The sequence below is a fragment of the Streptococcus sp. SS4 genome, from assembly GCF_030440125.1.
Classification (GTDB): domain Bacteria; phylum Bacillota; class Bacilli; order Lactobacillales; family Streptococcaceae; genus Streptococcus.
Genome location: NZ_JAQFJM010000009.1, coordinates 110,208 through 127,158, shown reverse-complemented (window position 1 = coordinate 127,158; position 16,951 = coordinate 110,208). Strand labels below are relative to the sequence as shown.

Annotated in this window: 13 protein-coding genes; 10 read left to right on the top strand and 3 right to left on the bottom strand. The window is 40.3% G+C overall.

All coding sequences use genetic code 11. The features are described from left to right. The first annotated feature begins 95 nt into the window (after nucleotides 1-95). A complete protein-coding gene (locus tag PCY16_RS09095) occupies nucleotides 96-2,111 on the top strand; it encodes a M13 family metallopeptidase (protein ID WP_183135767.1) in 2,016 nt (671 codons plus the stop codon). Between the two features lie 130 nt (nucleotides 2,112-2,241). After that, nucleotides 2,242-2,562: a hypothetical protein gene (locus PCY16_RS09090; protein ID WP_080551209.1), complete on the top strand. Its 321-nt coding sequence runs from the start codon at nucleotides 2,242-2,244 to the stop codon at nucleotides 2,560-2,562. A gap of 234 nt (nucleotides 2,563-2,796) precedes the next feature. On the opposite strand, the gene PCY16_RS09085 is transcribed toward PCY16_RS09090, so the two are convergent. Both PCY16_RS09085 and PCY16_RS09080 read right to left on the bottom strand, forming a co-directional pair. Then, entirely contained in the window at nucleotides 2,797-6,297 is a 3,501-nt protein-coding gene (locus tag PCY16_RS09085) for a KxYKxGKxW signal peptide domain-containing protein (protein ID WP_183135766.1), read from the bottom strand. A gap of 366 nt (nucleotides 6,298-6,663) precedes the next feature. Then, nucleotides 6,664-7,929 carry a threonine/serine exporter ThrE family protein gene (locus PCY16_RS09080; RefSeq protein WP_002891300.1) on the bottom strand — a complete coding sequence of 422 codons (1,266 nt, stop codon included), beginning with the start codon at nucleotides 7,927-7,929 and terminating at the stop codon, nucleotides 6,664-6,666. A 327-nt stretch (nucleotides 7,930-8,256) separates the two neighbouring features. On the opposite strand from PCY16_RS09080, the gene dhaK reads away from it, so the two are divergent. The 6 genes from dhaK to PCY16_RS09050 all read left to right on the top strand — a co-directional run bounded on the left by dhaK (nucleotide 8,257) and on the right by PCY16_RS09050 (nucleotide 13,115). Further along, nucleotides 8,257-9,246 (top strand): dihydroxyacetone kinase subunit DhaK, encoded by a 990-nt coding sequence (gene dhaK, locus PCY16_RS09075; RefSeq protein ID WP_002891299.1) that lies wholly within the window; start codon nucleotides 8,257-8,259, stop codon nucleotides 9,244-9,246. 31 nt (nucleotides 9,247-9,277) lie between these two features. Continuing rightward, nucleotides 9,278-9,853, top strand: coding sequence for a dihydroxyacetone kinase subunit DhaL (dhaL, locus tag PCY16_RS09070; protein WP_002891298.1), 576 nt, complete (start codon nucleotides 9,278-9,280; stop codon nucleotides 9,851-9,853). Nucleotides 9,854-9,856: 3 nt separating this feature from the next. Then, on the top strand, nucleotides 9,857-10,231 hold the full coding sequence (dhaM, locus tag PCY16_RS09065; RefSeq protein ID WP_002891297.1) for a dihydroxyacetone kinase phosphoryl donor subunit DhaM: 375 nt from the start codon (nucleotides 9,857-9,859) through the stop codon (nucleotides 10,229-10,231). Nucleotides 10,232-10,245: 14 nt separating this feature from the next. Beyond that, the gene (locus PCY16_RS09060) at nucleotides 10,246-11,229 is read left to right on the top strand and encodes a Gfo/Idh/MocA family protein (protein WP_183135765.1); all 984 of its coding nucleotides are present in this window, start codon (nucleotides 10,246-10,248) and stop codon (nucleotides 11,227-11,229) included. A gap of 147 nt (nucleotides 11,230-11,376) precedes the next feature. After that, nucleotides 11,377-12,468 carry a glycerol dehydrogenase gene (locus PCY16_RS09055; protein ID WP_073687106.1) on the top strand — a complete coding sequence of 364 codons (1,092 nt, stop codon included), beginning with the start codon at nucleotides 11,377-11,379 and terminating at the stop codon, nucleotides 12,466-12,468. Between the two features lie 302 nt (nucleotides 12,469-12,770). Beyond that, a complete protein-coding gene (locus tag PCY16_RS09050; protein ID WP_002885337.1) occupies nucleotides 12,771-13,115 on the top strand; it encodes a hypothetical protein in 345 nt (114 codons plus the stop codon). A gap of 221 nt (nucleotides 13,116-13,336) precedes the next feature. On the opposite strand, the gene PCY16_RS09045 is transcribed toward PCY16_RS09050, so the two are convergent. After that, a complete protein-coding gene (locus tag PCY16_RS09045) occupies nucleotides 13,337-14,821 on the bottom strand; it encodes a DUF1846 domain-containing protein (RefSeq protein WP_037602244.1) in 1,485 nt (494 codons plus the stop codon). A gap of 222 nt (nucleotides 14,822-15,043) precedes the next feature. Here PCY16_RS09045 and PCY16_RS09040 point away from each other — a divergent pair, with 222 nt between their 5' ends. Beyond that, a complete protein-coding gene (locus tag PCY16_RS09040; RefSeq protein ID WP_183135764.1) occupies nucleotides 15,044-16,303 on the top strand; it encodes an ABC transporter permease in 1,260 nt (419 codons plus the stop codon). 15 nt (nucleotides 16,304-16,318) lie between these two features. After that, complete coding sequence (locus tag PCY16_RS09035) at nucleotides 16,319-16,951, top strand: ABC transporter ATP-binding protein (RefSeq protein WP_014632914.1); 633 nt, start codon at nucleotides 16,319-16,321, stop codon at nucleotides 16,949-16,951.

The window sequence follows — 16,951 nt, the reverse complement described above, 5'->3', positions numbered from 1 at the left end:
GATTACTTCTTTTTGTCTCCCAAAAACATCTTGCTAAAATCAGTGTTCTAATGATATAATACAAGTATATTAATCTAATTTTCTAAGGAGTATTTATGAAAAAGCGTAAGAAAATTATTCTTGGTTCCATAACGGGAGCTTTGGCCTTGGCTCTTGCAGGAGGTGGTTTTTGGGCTTATAAAACCTTTGTTCCACAAGAAACGCCGATTGACAAGAATGCTACGGTAGCCTCAAATTTTTACCAAGCTGTTAACAAGGACTGGCTTCTAAAAACCAAAATTCCTGCTGATTCTCCAAGCATTGATAATTTTTATACTTTAGATGAAGATATCAAAGGAAAGCTAAAGAAGGATATCAAAAATTTAGGGGAGGGCAAGGAAACGTCGGATATTACAGGAATGTCTGAGTTTATCACCTTCTACAAGGCTGCTAGTGATTACAAACAACGTGAGAAAGATGGCCTTGAACCTCTCAAACCTTATCTAAAAGAAATTGAGGATATCAAGGATCTGAATGATTTGGCCAGTAAATCTGCTAGCTTGACTGATAAAGGGATTCCTCTTCCATTTGGTTATGACGTAGGAACTAACGCAGAGAATACCAGCCAAAAACAAATCCAATTGAGTCCCCCAAGTATCTTATTGCCAGATGTGTCTATTTATAAAGACGAGGCCAGCAAGAAACAATATTTGACTCCAATTGAAACAGCCACGCAAAAAGCCTTGGAAATGCTTGGATATAGCGAAAAAAATAGTAAACGGATTGTCAAAGAAGCACTGGAGTTCGACGAAATCATTGCTAAGTATAGTCTCAGTAATGAAGAGATGTCTGAGAGTAAGAATTTGGTTCATCCTAAAACAGCAGAAGAGATTAATGCCTATTCTGGTTCCTTCAAATTATATGATGTCATCAAAGGCATTATGGGACGTGATTTAGAAACCATCAATGTTCCTAATACCAAGTATTTTGAGAATTATAGTAAGGTCGTTAATCAGGACAATTTTTCTAAAATAAAATCATGGATGTTGGTACAAGAAGCTATGGCAGCGTCAAATTCTCTAACAGAAGATTACCGCTTAAATTTTCAATCGATTAGCATGGCTATTATGGGCACACAGAAGCCAATTTCTAAGGAAGATACGGTTTACGAGATGAGTGTCAATCTGTTTAGCGATGTCATGAGTGTCTATTATGGACGTAAATACTTTGGTGAGGAAGCCAAGACTGATGTGACAGGCATGATTGATAAAATCAAAAATGTCTATCGTGGCCGTCTCCAACAGAATGATTGGTTGACGGAAGAAACACGTAACAAGGCCATCGAAAAGTTGGATAAAATGAAGGTTTTTGTAGGTTATCAGGAAGATGTGGATCCTGGAACCAAAGAATTACATCTTGACCCTAACAAGTCCTTCTTTGAGTTGTCAGAAGACATTGCCCAGTTCGGAAAACGTTATACCATTGACCATTTTGATGAGCCTATTGATAAGAATAAATGGTCTGGTTCTGCTTTTGATATCAATGCCTATTACAACCCAGAAAGCAATAGCATCAACTTCCCAGCTGGCATTTTGCAAGCTCCATTTTATGACAAGAACCAAAGTACTGAAAAGAACTATGGTGGTATCGGTGTCGTGATTGGACATGAAATTACCCATGCCTTTGACTCCAATGGTGCCGACTATGATGAGAACGGCGACATGCATAACTGGTGGACAAACGCAGATAGTAAAGCTTTCGACAAGAGGATCAAAGCCTTTGAAGACCAGTGGAATGGTTTGGAAATTTACGGGACTAAGGTAAATGGAAAACTCACAGTCACTGAGAATGTCGCAGATGCTGGCGGTCTTTCATCCACACTCCAAGTGCTCAAAACAGATATGACAAAACCTAACCTCAAGGATTACTTTGAGAACTACGCAAATATTTGGAAACAAAAGGCTAGCCTACAGTACAATAAATATACCATGGTACAAGACGTCCACGCACCAAATGAGTTGCGTGTTAACCAACAACTTAAAAACCTTCCTGAGTTTTATGAGGCCTACCCTCAAATCAAAGAAGGTGATGCCATGTATTTAGCACCAAGCAAACGTATTAGTTTGTGGTAAGATGTGTTGCTATTTTGTAAATCAAGAAGAGAATTTGGAATGGAAACATCCCAGATTCTCTTTTTATGTTGTCACTTTGGAGAATCATTTTCTAATGTTATAATGTTACTATTAAGGAAGGGATTCAAGAATGATGCATAAAAGGAATCTGATAGAAGATAATAAAAGAGGTGAGAATCAGAGTTTTCTCTACTTCCTACACGAGGAGAAAAAATTTGATGTAAAGGCACTTGATGATTTGTGTCACTACATCATAGAATTGGATACAATCAGTCTCGAGCAGTTGAGAGATATCCATTATATTGAAAATCAAATACTACGCCATCTCGTGTATCATTTTGATGATAATGATTTGAGTAAGATTTCCAATCTCCCTTTTGAGTATTGGGAGTATATAGAGCCCTTTGAACGCTTGGTGGCATGTTTGTATGAGGGTGATGGTGAGGAATGACAATTATCCAGGGCATAACAAAGACTTAATCGAGCGTTTAAATCAACAGTATGGCTATGCTAAAGATGTCAAGAAATATTTTGACTTGAAGTAGATTGATGATAGAGATTTTGCCGGTAGCCTTACTAGGTTTTAGACAAAAAGAAAACACCAGAAAAAATGATTTCTGGTGTTTTTGAATACATTTTGGCAAAAATGAGGTATTTTTAAATGCTTACAGTTGTTAGTTTGATATTAATCCTTTTTCTCTGTAGCTACGCCATTTTCGTCAATAATATAGGTTTTTCCATCTTTTTCAAGCGTAGTGTTAGTGGTAATTGGAGAACCTTTTGAGTATGGACTAACTGATATCGGCATTTCAAAATGATAAAGTTTACCATCAAACTCTGCCCATTCGCCACTAAAAGGAGTAGTCATATAAATTTCAGGGTTGAAATAATAAAGCCTATTATCTTCTAACCGAATGACACCTGTTTTTACAACTCCATTTTCATCAGAAACACAGAAATTATCCCAAGAGATGTCTGTAGCTGTATTCCGTAGAAGTCGTCCTTTAGGGCCCAAAAGATAGGTCTTTTCATTGATATTTTGTAGATATGTTCGGTTTTCAGCTCCCCATGGTGGGCTGATATAGTAGGTTTCATTATTATGAGTAACCCATCCGAACTGTAGATGACCGTCCTTATCAGCATAATAGTATTTGTAGTCGCCGTCAATATCATCAGAAAGCATACTACCGTCTTTTTTGAAGAAATAATCGAAATCACCTATCTTGTGTCTATCATTTCGAACTTGGTAGCCATCTTCTTTAAAATAAACACGTTTACCTTCAATAGTTGCCCAACCAAATATCTGGCTTCCATCCTCGCCAAAATAAGTATATTTTTTAGAAAAGTAATCGCCTGTTTCATGGAATTTATTTACGAACATAGCACCAGTATCGTTATCGAAGAAATAGTACTTTCCATCAAGCAGAAGTCGTTTTCCTTTGGCTTGTTTTCCAGTTGGATCAAAGTAGTATTTTTGATGATTAATAATTTGAAGTCCAGTGGCTAACTGTCCATTTTCTTTAATATAAGCCCAATCACCATCTTTATCTTGAATAAATTGTCCAGGTTTGTTCATCGTTACATAACCATTTTGGTCAATGACATAACGAATACCATTAAGTTCAAGTGTTCGGTTAGTCCACATAGCTCCGCTGTCTCTATCGAAATAATGTGTTTGACCGTCAATTTCGACAAGTCGTCCCTTAGCTTGTTTGCCCTCTTTATCAAAGTATAGAGTGACATTATCTATTGAATGGAGTCCGGTGACAGCTTTTCCCTCGTTATCAAAGTAGTACCAATTCCATGCATCATCGTGTTCGAAACGATTTGTTAGTTTAGTTTCGGTCGCTACTCCTTTATCATCAATGAGGTAGGCTTTTTTATTGTAAACTAAGGTCTTGGAAACTGTAAGGGGGGAAGTTTCGGAAAGCGAACTTGTTCTATTGAAAGCATAGAATTTATTGTCACTTTGAATTACAGTTTCTTCAATCTTGGTTAAATCTGTGTTTTCTGGAAGTAGATGTCCGATGTAAAAATCATTGTTTTCATCAAGATAGTATAGATTACCAAAATCATCATCAATAATACGTTTAATCTTATCGGTCTTTGTTCGTACTCCGTGGTTAATAATGTCTACTTCTTCTCTGACGGTATAGGTTCGGCTTCTTCCAGATTTGTAAGTTCTGTTTATGCTAGGTTCTAAGTGGTATAGCTTACCATCAATCGTTTTCCATGTAGGTGTTGTAACTGTAACCATTTGGGGGATATATCTTTCATGGTAAATATCTCCTTTATTTTCAAAATAATAGAGTTTACCATTATTTGCAGTGCTAACACCAGTAAGTACCCTCCCATCCTTATCTGTACCTACGATGCCATGGTAGTAAGTATAATCATCCATATACTGACGTACGAGTAAAGGTCCGAGATAGTTTTTCAGAAGTTTACCTTCAAAATAATAATAATCCTTGCCACCTTTTGTGACAATAGCAGTGACTGCTGAACCAGAATTTGAAAAATAGTAGTCATCACCATTAATATGATGTTCTCCGGTTAGTACTTGACCAAATTTATTGGAGCGATAACTAGTATTTAAAGTTCCAGCAAAGACACGTAATGACTGAATATAAAAGGCATCTTTTACCAATTTTCCATGATTATCAAAGAGGTAGTTTTGTCCTTTGAAGATAGTAAGATCATTTTCAACTCGACCATTATAATCAAAATAATAAAGTTGATCGCCAACTCGATGCCATCCATAGTAACGTCGACCATCAGAACCATAATATTCGTTATACGTTTTAGCAAATGGTTCCTGTCTTCTGATTTCAATAGACCAAGTATGCCAATAGTTGGTTTTTACAGCACCTGAATAGTGACTAAAATAGTAATGGGAGCCGTCAATGATTCTTTCCCCATTTTTCGCTTGACGACCTTCTTTGTCAAAGTAAAGAGTTACTCCATCTACATTTTGCCATCCTTTTAGTTTCTCTCCTGTTGCGGTGTAATAGTACCAGTTGCCTGAGGAATCTTCTTGGAAATGGCCACCAGAAACAAGTGGACGTTGAGGAAGTTTCTGTTCAGTTTCAATCAAAAGTCCATTAGCTTCTGCGTGGTAAGTTTTTCCATTGATAGTAATGTCGGTATTTATGACCTTATGACCACTATCCTTATCGAAGTAATAGGGTTCGATACCTATTGTAACGATTTCACCCTTAGCCTGAACACCGTCTGGGTAGAAATACATATCGAAGCCATCTATAGACTGTTCGCCTGTGACAAGTTTTCCTTCTTTATCGCTATAGTACCAGTTTCCATCGTCATCTGACCAAAAACGGTCACGAACCATTTGGCCACTATCTTTTTGAAAATAATAGGAATTTCCATCTAGGACGACAAAGGCATCTTTAGCTTGGACACCATTAGGGTAAAAGTAGAGTGGTATATTGTCAATAACTTGTTTACCTATAAGTGCTTTCCCATCTTGGCCTAAGTAGTACCAATTTCCATTCTTATCAGATGCAAAAGCATTGCGAGTAAGTTGTCCGCTATCTTTCTCAAAGTGATATGTTGCTCCGTTAACTTGACGGGTGTCTCCTTTGACTTGCTTACCATCGGCATCAAAGTAGACCGTAACATTATCAATATTTTGCATACCAGTAAGTGCTTTCTCGTCCTTAATGTAGTACCAATTGCCCTGACTATCACTAGTGTAATGACCTCCAGATATCACGGGACTTTCTTCTACTTTATGAGCAGTATTTGTTTCAGAATCTGGTGTTCCAGAGCTTACTACTTCACTGCCAGTAACAGTAGAGACTTCCGAACGAAGAGCTTGTTGAGAGTTAATTTCAGAAGTACTTGTTTCTGTAACAGTTGCTTCAGTGGTACTTAGATCAGATTCAGTAGAAGTAGTTTCAGTGATGTTTTCTCTTGTATTGGGGGCGTCGAAAGATTTGTTTTCTTCTGGTTTAGTAATGACTTCATTAGTTGACGAGCTTATGACATCAATTGCGCTTTCTTGGATGTTGCTTTCAACAGTTAGTTCTGAGATGGGGGGAGTCTGTTCAGCTGCGTTTACATAGCCCAAGCTTGCAAAACTAAGCCCTAGAGCTAGACCGGTTACTGCAATGGTTACCCATTGCTTTTTTACTTTGTGAAGTTTAAAGTATACTTTCTTTTCCATGATAATGCTCCTTTCATTAAACTGAACAATGTTAGCAAGGATATGGTTAACTCATGAGTAAAATTAAGGTAATATTATAGTTCTATTGCTTACATATCAAGTTTATCATCACATTTTAATAAAATCAAAGAATTGTGTAAGCGTTTTTATTTTTTGTATAAACTCTTTCCAACTCTACTCTAAACAAAACTGATAGTATATGAATGATAAACTTTCATTAAAGAGAGTTAATGATGTATTTGCTTTAAGTTAGCAGCGGATAGATCCTTGAGTAGGGTATTTTTGATATTCATAATATGCTATCCACTGATTTTAGAACGCCACCAAAAAAGCCACTGGTATACAAAACCAATGGCTTTCAACAATTTATTTCTTCTTCCCTAGTACAAAATAGCGGCTAGGGATTTGTTGTGTCAAACTGACGGCGATGGCGATGGTAAAGGAGGCCAGGAAACAAGCTCGTAGGAAGCTGAGGCCTAGGTCTGCATTTCCGATTAAGAGGAAGTAGACCGCACGGTAGAAGCTCATCCCTGGGATGAGTGGGAACATGCTTGAGGCTAGGAAGACTGTAGCTGGACATCTACGGTAGTGGGCCAAAAAGCGTGAGGTGATAGTGACTAATAGGGCTGGGAAGAGGATGGCGAGGACCTCGTGATGGGTATTGTTCCAAATCAAGAGGTAGAGGAGCCATGAGCCGGCACCTAGGGTCCCAAGGTCTAAGAAGTATTTCTTAGGCACTCGGTAAAGCACGGAGAAGGCTGCTGTCCCAAGTCCTGCCATGAAGGTCTGAATCAAGACCCCCAGCCATGAGGTTGACGGTGTTGAGAATATGCCTGATAACTGTTCCGCAAAGGGGAGGATGGAAATCATGGCAAGAACACCGACAGAGATAGATAGACAAGTGGAGACCCCTGACAACATCAGGGCCAGACCGCTATAGTAGTTGTTCTGGGTGAATTCTCGAATGGCATTTACAAAGTAAGCCCCAGGAATCAAAATCATCAAGGTGCCCAGAATAATCACGCTACGATGTTGCCCGATACCCAAATAATAGAGAATGTTAGCTGATAAAGCGGCAATGGCACTAGAAAGGATAATCTGCAAGAAACTGGTATGAATAAAACGGGAAAAGAGTTGCATGCCAATCCCTACAAAAACTCCCGATATAGCCGCAGCAGTTCCATCAATCCAGCTACTTCCAAGGGCTAGTGAGAAGCTCCCTGCACCAATGACACAGGCTATAATATCCTCTAAAGGACGATAGAAAGTCTTCTGCTCAATGGTTTTCAGCTTTTGGAAAATGCTAGATACAGGCTGATTTGGCTGTTCTGCCAGTTCTCGAGACAGGCGGTTTACTTCCTCTAGTTTACCTAGATGGATAGACGGGACTGAGGTAGCTAGGACACGAGACTCTTTAAGACCTGAGCGGTTGAGTCCAGAAATCATGACTCCTCGATTGACCACATAAGTGGAGAAGTCTCTGATACCAAGAGACTTGGCCATGTGTCCCATGGTGTCCTCGATACGGTAAATCTCAGCACCGCTCTCCATAAGGACACGGCCTGCCTGAAGGACGGCATCCATTTCATTTTTGGTTTCTATTTCTGTCTCTCTTGGAAAATCGATGGTCATTTGAACCTCCTTAGCGCTTAATTCGTCATTCCATTATAAGGCTTGAATGGTGGTTTTTCAATAGCTTTGACGACTAAAATAGGACTTTCTATGAGATTTTTCTTCTACTTAATGATAGGGGGCAGGAAAATGGGGGGGCTTGCCTTTTGCCTTGCTATTGGTAGAGGCAAATGCTACAATTAAATTATAAAATGTATGCGTTTACATATTTTTACGCTACCTTTCTCAAAAAGCGTTTAAGTCCTTTATTTATAGGGGTCTTAGCAATTAAAGAAGGGAACAAATGTAAGTGCAAATAGATGATACCTTTGAAAAGGAGGCAATTCCATGAAAAAAATTATCAATAAACCTGAAAATGTTGTGACAGAGATGCTAGATGGTTTGGCTTATGTTCACAGTGATTTGGTGCATCGTGTTGACGGCTTTGACATCATTGTAAGAAATGAGCAGGCTGCTGGTCAAGTTGGTCTCATTTCTGGTGGCGGAAGTGGTCATGAGCCAGCTCACGCTGGTTTTGTAGGTGATGGTATGCTTTCAGCAGCCATCGCAGGTGCAGTATTTACGTCACCAACGCCTGATCAAATTTTGGAAGCTATCAAGGAAGCAGATCAAGGGGCTGGTGTCTTCATGGTTGTTAAAAATTATTCTGGGGACATCATGAATTTTGAGATGGCTCAAGAATTGGCTGAAATGGAAGGTATCGAGGTTGCCAGTGTCGTTGTGGACGACGATATTGCTGTGGAAAATAGCCTCTATACTCAAGGTCGTCGTGGGGTTGCAGGTACCATTTTCGTGCATAAGATCCTAGGTCATGCGGCTCGCGAAGGTAAGTCTCTGGCTGAAATCAAAGACTTGGCTGACAAGATTGTTCCTAATATCCACACTATTGGTTTGGCCCTTAGCGGTGCGACAGTTCCTGAGGTCGGCAAGCCTGGTTTTGTCCTAGCAGAGGATGAAATAGAGTACGGTATTGGTATCCATGGTGAACCAGGCTATCGCAAGGAGTCTATGCAACCTTCTCGACAGTTAGCTGAAGAATTGACAGGGAAGCTCCTTGAAGCCTTTGAGGCTAAGTCAGGCGAACGCTATGCCCTTCTCATCAATGGTATGGGTGCGACACCTCTCATGGAGCAGTATGTCTTTGCTAATGATGTAGCAAGCATTCTTGGAGATGCCGGACTAGATGTGGCATATAAAAAATTAGGTAATTACATGACATCTATTGATATGGCAGGCCTCTCATTGACTCTGATGAAGATTGAAGATGAGGCTTGGCTTGAGGCTTTGGAGAGTCCAGTTAAGACTATTGCTTGGTAGTCTGACGTGAGAACTAGAAATTAGGTATATTATGGATAAAACAGTTGCAGTAAAATGGATGCAAGGCTTTAACCAAAAAGTTGAAGCAGAAAAAGACCACTTGTCTGAATTAGACGGTCCTATTGGAGATGGTGATCATGGTGCTAACTTGGCGCGTGGTATGGCGGCAGCCATTGAGGCTATTAACAGCACTGAACCACAAAGTGCAGCAGAAGTGTTCAAGGCGGTTTCTATGGCCTTGATTAGTAAAGTTGGTGGTGCGTCAGGTCCGCTTTATGGGTCTGCCTTTATGGGCATGATGAAGGCTGAACAAGCTGGTCAAGATCTGGCAGGAGTGCTTGAGGCAGGTCTAGAGATGATTAAAAAACGAGGCCATGCACAAGTTGGTGAAAAGACCATGGTGGATGTTTGGCATCCAGTTGTTGAAGCTGTCAAACAAGGTCAACTAACCAATGATGTCATTGATCAAGCCGTTCTTTCAACCAAGGAAGTTGCAGCTACCAAGGGACGTGCCTCTTATGTAGGTGAGCGTTCTATTGGTCACATTGATCCAGGCTCTTATTCGTCTGGTCTACTCTTCAAAGCCTTGCTAGAAGCGGAGGGCTAGAACATGCCAGAACTTGGAATTGTGATTGTGTCCCACTCTGCGGATATTGCTAAAGGTTTGGTGAGTTTGATTCGTGAAGTTGCACCAGATATTCCTTTAACGGCTACAGGTGGTCTGGAAGATGGTGGCCTGGGATCTAGTTTTGATCATGTGCAAGTGGCTGTGGACAGTCAGCCAGCTCGTCGACTTTTGGCCTTTTACGACCTAGGCAGTGCTCGTATGAACTTGGAAATGCTTGAGGAATTTTCAGACAAGGAAATCCTCATTCAACAGGTGCCTCTCATTGAGGGGGCCTATGCGGCTGCAGCCTTGCTTCAGGCAGGAGCGAGTGAGATTGAGATCTTATCTCAGATTAATGAATTGACTATTCAAAAATAGAATAAAGGAAAACTATGACAAATCAAATTAAGTACAACTGGGCTAGTCTTGGAACTGGCGTTATTGCCAACGAATTGGCACAAGCCTTGGAAGCTCTTGGCGGGAAACTCTATTCCGTAGCCAATCGTACCTACGACAAGGGAGTAGCCTTCGCTGAAAAATATGGCATTGAAAAGGTTTATGAAGAGATTGACCAAGTCTTTGAAGACCCTGAAGTGGATATTATCTATATCTCAACGCCTCATAATACGCATATTAATTACCTTCGCAAGGCCCTCGCAGCTGGCAAGCACGTCCTCTGTGAAAAATCTATCACTCTAAACAGTGAGGAATTGGCAGAAGCTATTCAACTCGCCGAAGAAAATCATGTCAAACTGGCAGAAGCCATGACCATTTTCCATATGCCTATTTATCGAAAACTCTCTGAAATTGTGGAAAGTGGTAAGCTGGGACCTCTCAAGGTTATCCAGATGAACTTCGGTTCTTATAAAGAATATGACATGACCAACTGCTTTTTCAATCGTAACTTGGCTGGTGGAGCTTTACTTGATATCGGTGTCTATGCCCTCTCCTTTGTACGTTGGTTCATGACGTCGCAACCGACAGAGATGGTTTCACAGGTTAAATTAGCTCCAACTGGTGTTGATGAACAAGCAGGTATTCTCCTTACCAATGTAGAAGGGGAAATGGCCACTGTAACGCTTAGTCTTCATGCTAAACAACCAAAACGTGGCACCATCGCTTATGACAAGGGCTATATCGAACTTTATGAATACCCACGTGGGCAAAAAGCGGTCATCACCTATACGGAAGATGGCTCACAAGAAATCATCGAAGCAGGAGAAACCGCTAAAGCCCTCCAGTATGAGGTTCTGGATATGGAAGCAGCCGTTGCAGGAGAGAATGATTATACCTACCTCAATTACAGCCGAGATGTCATGGAACTTATGACACAACTCCGTAAAGACTGGGGTTTGACCTACCCAGAAGAAGAGTAGGAGTTATAGCATTAGACTAAGAGAGTTATGTACTGGCTCCAAATAGATATGCTGTCAATTAAAGTGAGTTTTTAGCTCTATATTCCATAGAACTAAGGTTGTTTAATTGATTCTATATAAATACATTTATGTCAAAGGAGAAAGACTATGAGAAATTTTGCAAGTCCGTCGCGTTACATTCAAGGTGAAAATGCCTTATTTGAAAATGCAAAAACCATTTTGGAACTAGGAAGTCATCCTGTACTATTGTGTGATTCAGTAGTTTATGACATTGTGGGTCAACATTTCGAAGAATACCTCGTTCAAAATGGACTTACAGTTGTTCCAGTCTTCTTTAATGGTGAAGCTTCAGATAATGAAATTAATCGTGTGGTAAGCCTGGCCAAAGAAAAGGGCTGTAATTTAGTCATTGGACTAGGTGGTGGTAAGACTATTGATAGTGCTAAAGCCATCGCAGATCTTCTTAAATCACCAGTAGTGATTGCTCCTACCATTGCATCTACAGATGCTCCGGTTTCAGCCTTGTCTGTTATCTATACGGACGAAGGTGCCTTTGAACGCTACATCTTCTATTCTAAGAACCCAGAATTGGTTTTGGTCGATAGTAAGGTTATCTCTCAAGCGCCAAAACGCTTGTTAGCATCTGGTATTGCAGATGGCTTAGCAACATGGGTAGAAGCTCGAGCAGTTATGCAAGCAAATGGTAAAACCATGCTAGGCAAACACCAAACACTTGCTGGTGTCGCCATTGCTGAACGCTGTGAAGAAATTCTATTTGCGGATGGTCTACAAGCCATGGCTGCCTGTGAAGCAAAAGTGGTAACGCCTGCCCTTGAAAACATCATTGAAGCCAATACCCTTCTCAGTGGTATCGGATTTGAAAGTGGTGGCTTGGCTGCGGCTCACGCCATCCATAATGGTTTCACAGCCCTCACTGGCGATATTCACCATTTGACTCATGGTGAAAAAGTAGCCTACGGAACTCTTGTACAATTGTTCCTAGAAAATCGTCCAAAAGAAGTTTTGGATAAATACATTCGTTTCTATCAACAAATTGGCATGCCAACCACTCTTAAAGAAATGCATCTTGAAAATGCAAGTTACGAAGATCTTCTCAAGGTTGGTCAACAAGCAACAATCGAAGGAGAGACTATTCATCAAATGCCATTTGAAGTGAAAGCTTCTGATATTGCGCAAGCCATCGTTGCTGTAGATGCTTATGTTCATGGATTAGCCTAAGTGAATTTGGTCTTTTGTAGGGGAAGTGCCACCATTCCCGTATAGGAATATTATCCCCCTCTGGCACTTATCCAAACAGGATAGACAAATTCTTATAGGAAAGGGTTCAGTTCTGTATTAGATAGGACTAAGCCCTTTTTACTATTTAAAATCCAATTATTTCAAAGTTCCTCAAAGCAGTTTAAGAACTTTTGAAAACATAAAACATTTTCAAGAAATCCTGATTTAACAGTCATTACGCTTGTGTAAGCGTTTCAAAAAGTGTATACTATAAGTAGAAAGATAGGAAAAGGAGATGGCTAGTGGCTAGTATAACAATTGAAGCGAGCAAGGTAGCTAGAAAGAGTCCTATTCGCGTAGACAGTAGTCTTGTGGGGACAGTTTCTGGAGTGGAAGACGTGAGCGTTTCCCTACCATCGTCGAAAGCTCGTTTGAGTGTCGGAAAGTTGGGTTACAAGTCTAACACCATTACCGTTGAGGACGGACAAACCGTTCGTGTTACTAGCAATTTTCTAAATCGTTTCATAGCGATAGCGCCATTGTTACTCTATCTTGTTGGAGGCCGTTACCTCCCACTTGTGGCAGTCCTATCTACTATAATTTTGCTTTTTAGCTTACCTTTTCTCAAGTTAGAAATCGTAGGCTGATTAGAATCGGGAGTGGCTTAGCCCTCTGTTTGATACCTTTAACTCACTTTTTCATAATAATGCTAGGCCACTCCCTTTTCATTGGGAACGGGTCGAGACGAAAGAGTGGGTTATCAAAAAGGGAACTCGATAGAGTTTCCCTTTTTTCTTTCTCCAACTAAATGCAATTCTAAAAGACCTCAGTTTTAGCAACTGAGGTCTTTGTTGTTTCTAGTCATGCATTATTTACGATACAATTTGTCGTATTGATAGTAAGGGTCGAAGGTCACATTGATACCAAGCTTACGGAGAACATTTTTATCTTCATCAGTAAGGATGATGGTTGAGTGGGCTTCAGACCCCTTGAGGTTACCTAGTTCCTCCATGGCACGCGCCGCATCCGCATTGTTAGCAGCTGTGATGGCCAAGGCAATGAGGATTTCGTTTGAGTGGAGGCGAGGGTTACGGCTACCTAAATGGTCAATTTTCAGACCTTGGATAGGTTTAACCACCTCAGGCTCGATAAGTTTAGTATCCTTATCAATACCTGCAGAAGTCTTGATAGCGTTGATCAAAGCAGCCGCAGTTGGACCAAAGAGTTCTGAATTTTTACCAGTGACGATTTGACCATTTGGCAATTCGAGGGCAAGAGCAGAACCACCTGTTTCTTCAGCCTTAGTGCGTGCTGCAACAACCACTTGGCGATCTTCAGGAGTAATACCAAGGTCATTCATGAGCAACTCAATCTTCTTGACAGCAGTCTCAGGAACACGTTCATTTTTGAAATCAAGGACGGTTTGATAGTAGCGACGGATGATTTCTTGTTTAGAAGCTTCTTTGGCTGCCTCATCATCCGTAATGGCAAAACCAACCATGTTAACACCCATATCCGTAGGTGAAGCGTAAGGTGACTCACCAAGGATGCGCTCAAGCATACGTTTGAGGACTGGGAAAATCTCGATGTCACGGTTGTAGTTTACCGTAGTTTTGCCATAAGTTTCCAAGTGGAATGGGTCAATCATATTGACATCATCAAGGTCGGCAGTGGCAGCTTCATAGGCCAAGTTGACTGGGTGATGAAGTGGCAAATTCCAAACTGGGAAGGTTTCAAATTTTGCATAACCTGATTTGATGCCATTGATTTGGTCGTGGTACATGTTAGACATACATGTCGCCAATTTACCAGAACCAGGACCAGGAGCAGTAACGACGATAAGGTTACGGCTAGTCTTGATATAGTCATTTTTTCCCATACCTTCAGGAGAAATGATATGGTTCATATCCGTTGGATAGCCCTTGATAGGGTAATGGATGTAAGACGTGATGCCATTTTTTTCCAGTTGGTTACGGAAGGCATCAGCCGCAGGTTGACCTGAATACTGCGTAATAACAACAGAACCCACATAGATATTGAGCTCGTTGAATTTATCAATCAGACGAAGGACCTCTTGGTCGTAGGAAATGCCAAGGTCACCACGAGCCTTAGAGTGCTCGATATTGCTAGCATTGATGGCGATAACCACTTCAACCTGATCTTTAAGCTCTTGAAGGAGCTTGATTTTATTGTCAGGCTCATAACCAGGAAGGACACGAGCAGCGTGGAAATCCTCCAACATTTTACCACCAAACTCCAAGTAGAGTTTCCCGTCAAACTGGTTAATACGCTCCAAAATATGGTCGCGTTGCAGATTCAAATACTGTTCAGAACTAAAAGCTTGTTTCTTCATAAATAAAAATACCTCTGAGGAAAATTATATCAAATGCCTGAGGTAAATGCTATTAGCGAAAGTCGATTTGTTGGAGAAAAAGAGTTTAAAGTCAATCATGATTAGAATATTTAATTTCATAAAGGTTTCACATTTGTCGTCTATAATTAGGATAAGAAAATGAAAGCGTCCTCACCTATCTTTGGTGTAGCTGAGGGCTAATGTCTTAAATGGAGGTGGAAGATGGTTCTCTTACAACAGGCAGTTGCTTATATTTTTCGCAAAAAAACGCGGAATATTATCCTTTTTCTCATTTTGTTTTTGATATTATCTTGCTTGTATTTTTGTTTCTCTCTTATGCAAGTTGGTGGAGGAATGAAAGCACAAATCAGGAAGTCAAGTGGGGCAAGTTTTGCTCTGGTAAGTAAAGAAAGAGGCAGTGCATTTTCCTGGAAAGAGGGGGAAAAGATTAGTCATCTATCTGATGTGATGACAACGATACCTGAATATATAAGCCCAGTGCGACTTATCGATAAGGAGGTCGTTACAGGAAAACAAACGGTGGAACGTGATGATCTTGATAATGAGGCTAATCAAGCCTTGGGAGCCACTTTTACTAAGGAAACAGGCCAAAGTGTTGATTTTAGGAGTGGTGCTTTTCAACTCCTTAAGGGGAAGCACATATCTGCTAAAGGTCAAATTATGATTCATGAATCGCTTGCTAGGAAAAATAAGCTAAGCGTCGGAGATAAGCTGACCTTGTCCAATTTCCAGATGACTGAAAGTGGAGCTAGGGAAATGGGCTTTGATATCGTTGGTATTTTTTCTGGCAAGAAGGAGGAGACATTTACTGGAATGTCCTCAGATTTAAGTGAAAATCAAGTCTTCCTCCATTATGAGGACTCTAGCCAGCTGCTTAATTTGACTGATAAGTTAGTGACAAAATTATCCTTTGGTATTAAGAATCCAGATAGAATCGACCAAGTCATTAAACAAGTGGAACAATTAGATATCGATTGGTATCGTCTACGTTTGGACCAGGACCGAAAGGCTTTTGACTCCTTGAAGGAATCGTCTCAAGCGCTACAAGAAATAGTCAGAACGATGATGATTAGTTTAATTGTTACAGGAGCAGGTATCCTCTCGTTTTTAATGGCACTATGGACGCGTGAGAGAAATCATGAGATAGGTATTCTTTTAGCAATTGGGAAGAGCAAGGGACGCATTTTTGCTCAATTTCTTATGGAGATATTGTTGGTGTCCCTTATGTCTTTGTTACCAGCCCTTGCTATTGGACGACTACTAAGTCGACTGTTTTTGCAAGAATTTATAGGACAGCAAGGACAGCAGCAGGCTCTTCAGTTATTAGATCAAATTCCTCAGGGACTACCCTTAGGGCTATCTTATCTATGTCTTCTAGTCTTGGTAATATTATCGCTCGGTGTGACAACAGGTCTCATTTGGCGCAAAACTCCAAAAGAAATCTTATCTAATATGAGTTAAGGAGAAAGGAACACTATGTTAGAACTCAAAGATGTTACGTATAGTTATCAAAATAAAAGTGAAGCTATCTTCTCGAAGGTGAATTATCGTTTCGAGAAAGGTAAATTTTATAGTATTATTGGGCAATCTGGAGCGGGAAAAACGACCTTACTTTCCCTTTTGGCAGGTCTTGATTATCCCAAGAAGGGGCAGGTCTTGTTTAACGGAGAAAATATCAAGAAAAAAAGCTCTAGTTATCATCGTAGACACCATGTTGCGCTTGTTTTTCAAAATTACAATCTCATTGATTATCTTACACCTTTAGAAAATGTACGACTTGTTAATAAAAATGCTGATAAGAAGATACTTTCTGAATTGGGATTAGATGAAAAACAAATTAATCGAAATGTCCTGCAACTTTCAGGAGGGCAACAACAACGCGTAGCTATTGCACGGGCTTTGGTTTCAGAGGCTCCGATTATCTTAGCAGATGAACCGACAGGAAATCTAGACGACGAAACTGCCAAGGATATTATTGCTATCCTTAAAAGAATGGCCTTAGATCGCCAAAAATGTGTTATTGTTGTCACGCACAGTAAGGAAGTTGCTCAGGCATCTGATGTGGTTTTAGAGTTGAAGAAGAAACAACTCATAGAAAAGAAAAAATAA

What these genes read in the sequence shown, in the direction of transcription:
- PCY16_RS09095 (WP_183135767.1), top strand. Translation starts at nt 96, where the DNA reads ATGAAAAAGCGTAAGAAAATTATTCTTGGTTCCATAACGGGAGCTTTG.
- PCY16_RS09090 (WP_080551209.1), top strand. Translation starts at nt 2,242, where the DNA reads ATGATGCATAAAAGGAATCTGATAGAAGATAATAAAAGAGGTGAGAAT.
- PCY16_RS09085 (WP_183135766.1), bottom strand. Translation starts at nt 6,297, where the DNA reads ATGGAAAAGAAAGTATACTTTAAACTTCACAAAGTAAAAAAGCAATGG.
- PCY16_RS09080 (WP_002891300.1), bottom strand. Translation starts at nt 7,929, where the DNA reads ATGACCATCGATTTTCCAAGAGAGACAGAAATAGAAACCAAAAATGAA.
- dhaK (WP_002891299.1), top strand. Translation starts at nt 8,257, where the DNA reads ATGAAAAAAATTATCAATAAACCTGAAAATGTTGTGACAGAGATGCTA.
- dhaL (WP_002891298.1), top strand. Translation starts at nt 9,278, where the DNA reads ATGGATAAAACAGTTGCAGTAAAATGGATGCAAGGCTTTAACCAAAAA.
- dhaM (WP_002891297.1), top strand. Translation starts at nt 9,857, where the DNA reads ATGCCAGAACTTGGAATTGTGATTGTGTCCCACTCTGCGGATATTGCT.
- PCY16_RS09060 (WP_183135765.1), top strand. Translation starts at nt 10,246, where the DNA reads ATGACAAATCAAATTAAGTACAACTGGGCTAGTCTTGGAACTGGCGTT.
- PCY16_RS09055 (WP_073687106.1), top strand. Translation starts at nt 11,377, where the DNA reads ATGAGAAATTTTGCAAGTCCGTCGCGTTACATTCAAGGTGAAAATGCC.
- PCY16_RS09045 (WP_037602244.1), bottom strand. Translation starts at nt 14,821, where the DNA reads ATGAAGAAACAAGCTTTTAGTTCTGAACAGTATTTGAATCTGCAACGC.
- PCY16_RS09040 (WP_183135764.1), top strand. Translation starts at nt 15,044, where the DNA reads ATGGTTCTCTTACAACAGGCAGTTGCTTATATTTTTCGCAAAAAAACG.
- PCY16_RS09035 (WP_014632914.1), top strand. Translation starts at nt 16,319, where the DNA reads ATGTTAGAACTCAAAGATGTTACGTATAGTTATCAAAATAAAAGTGAA.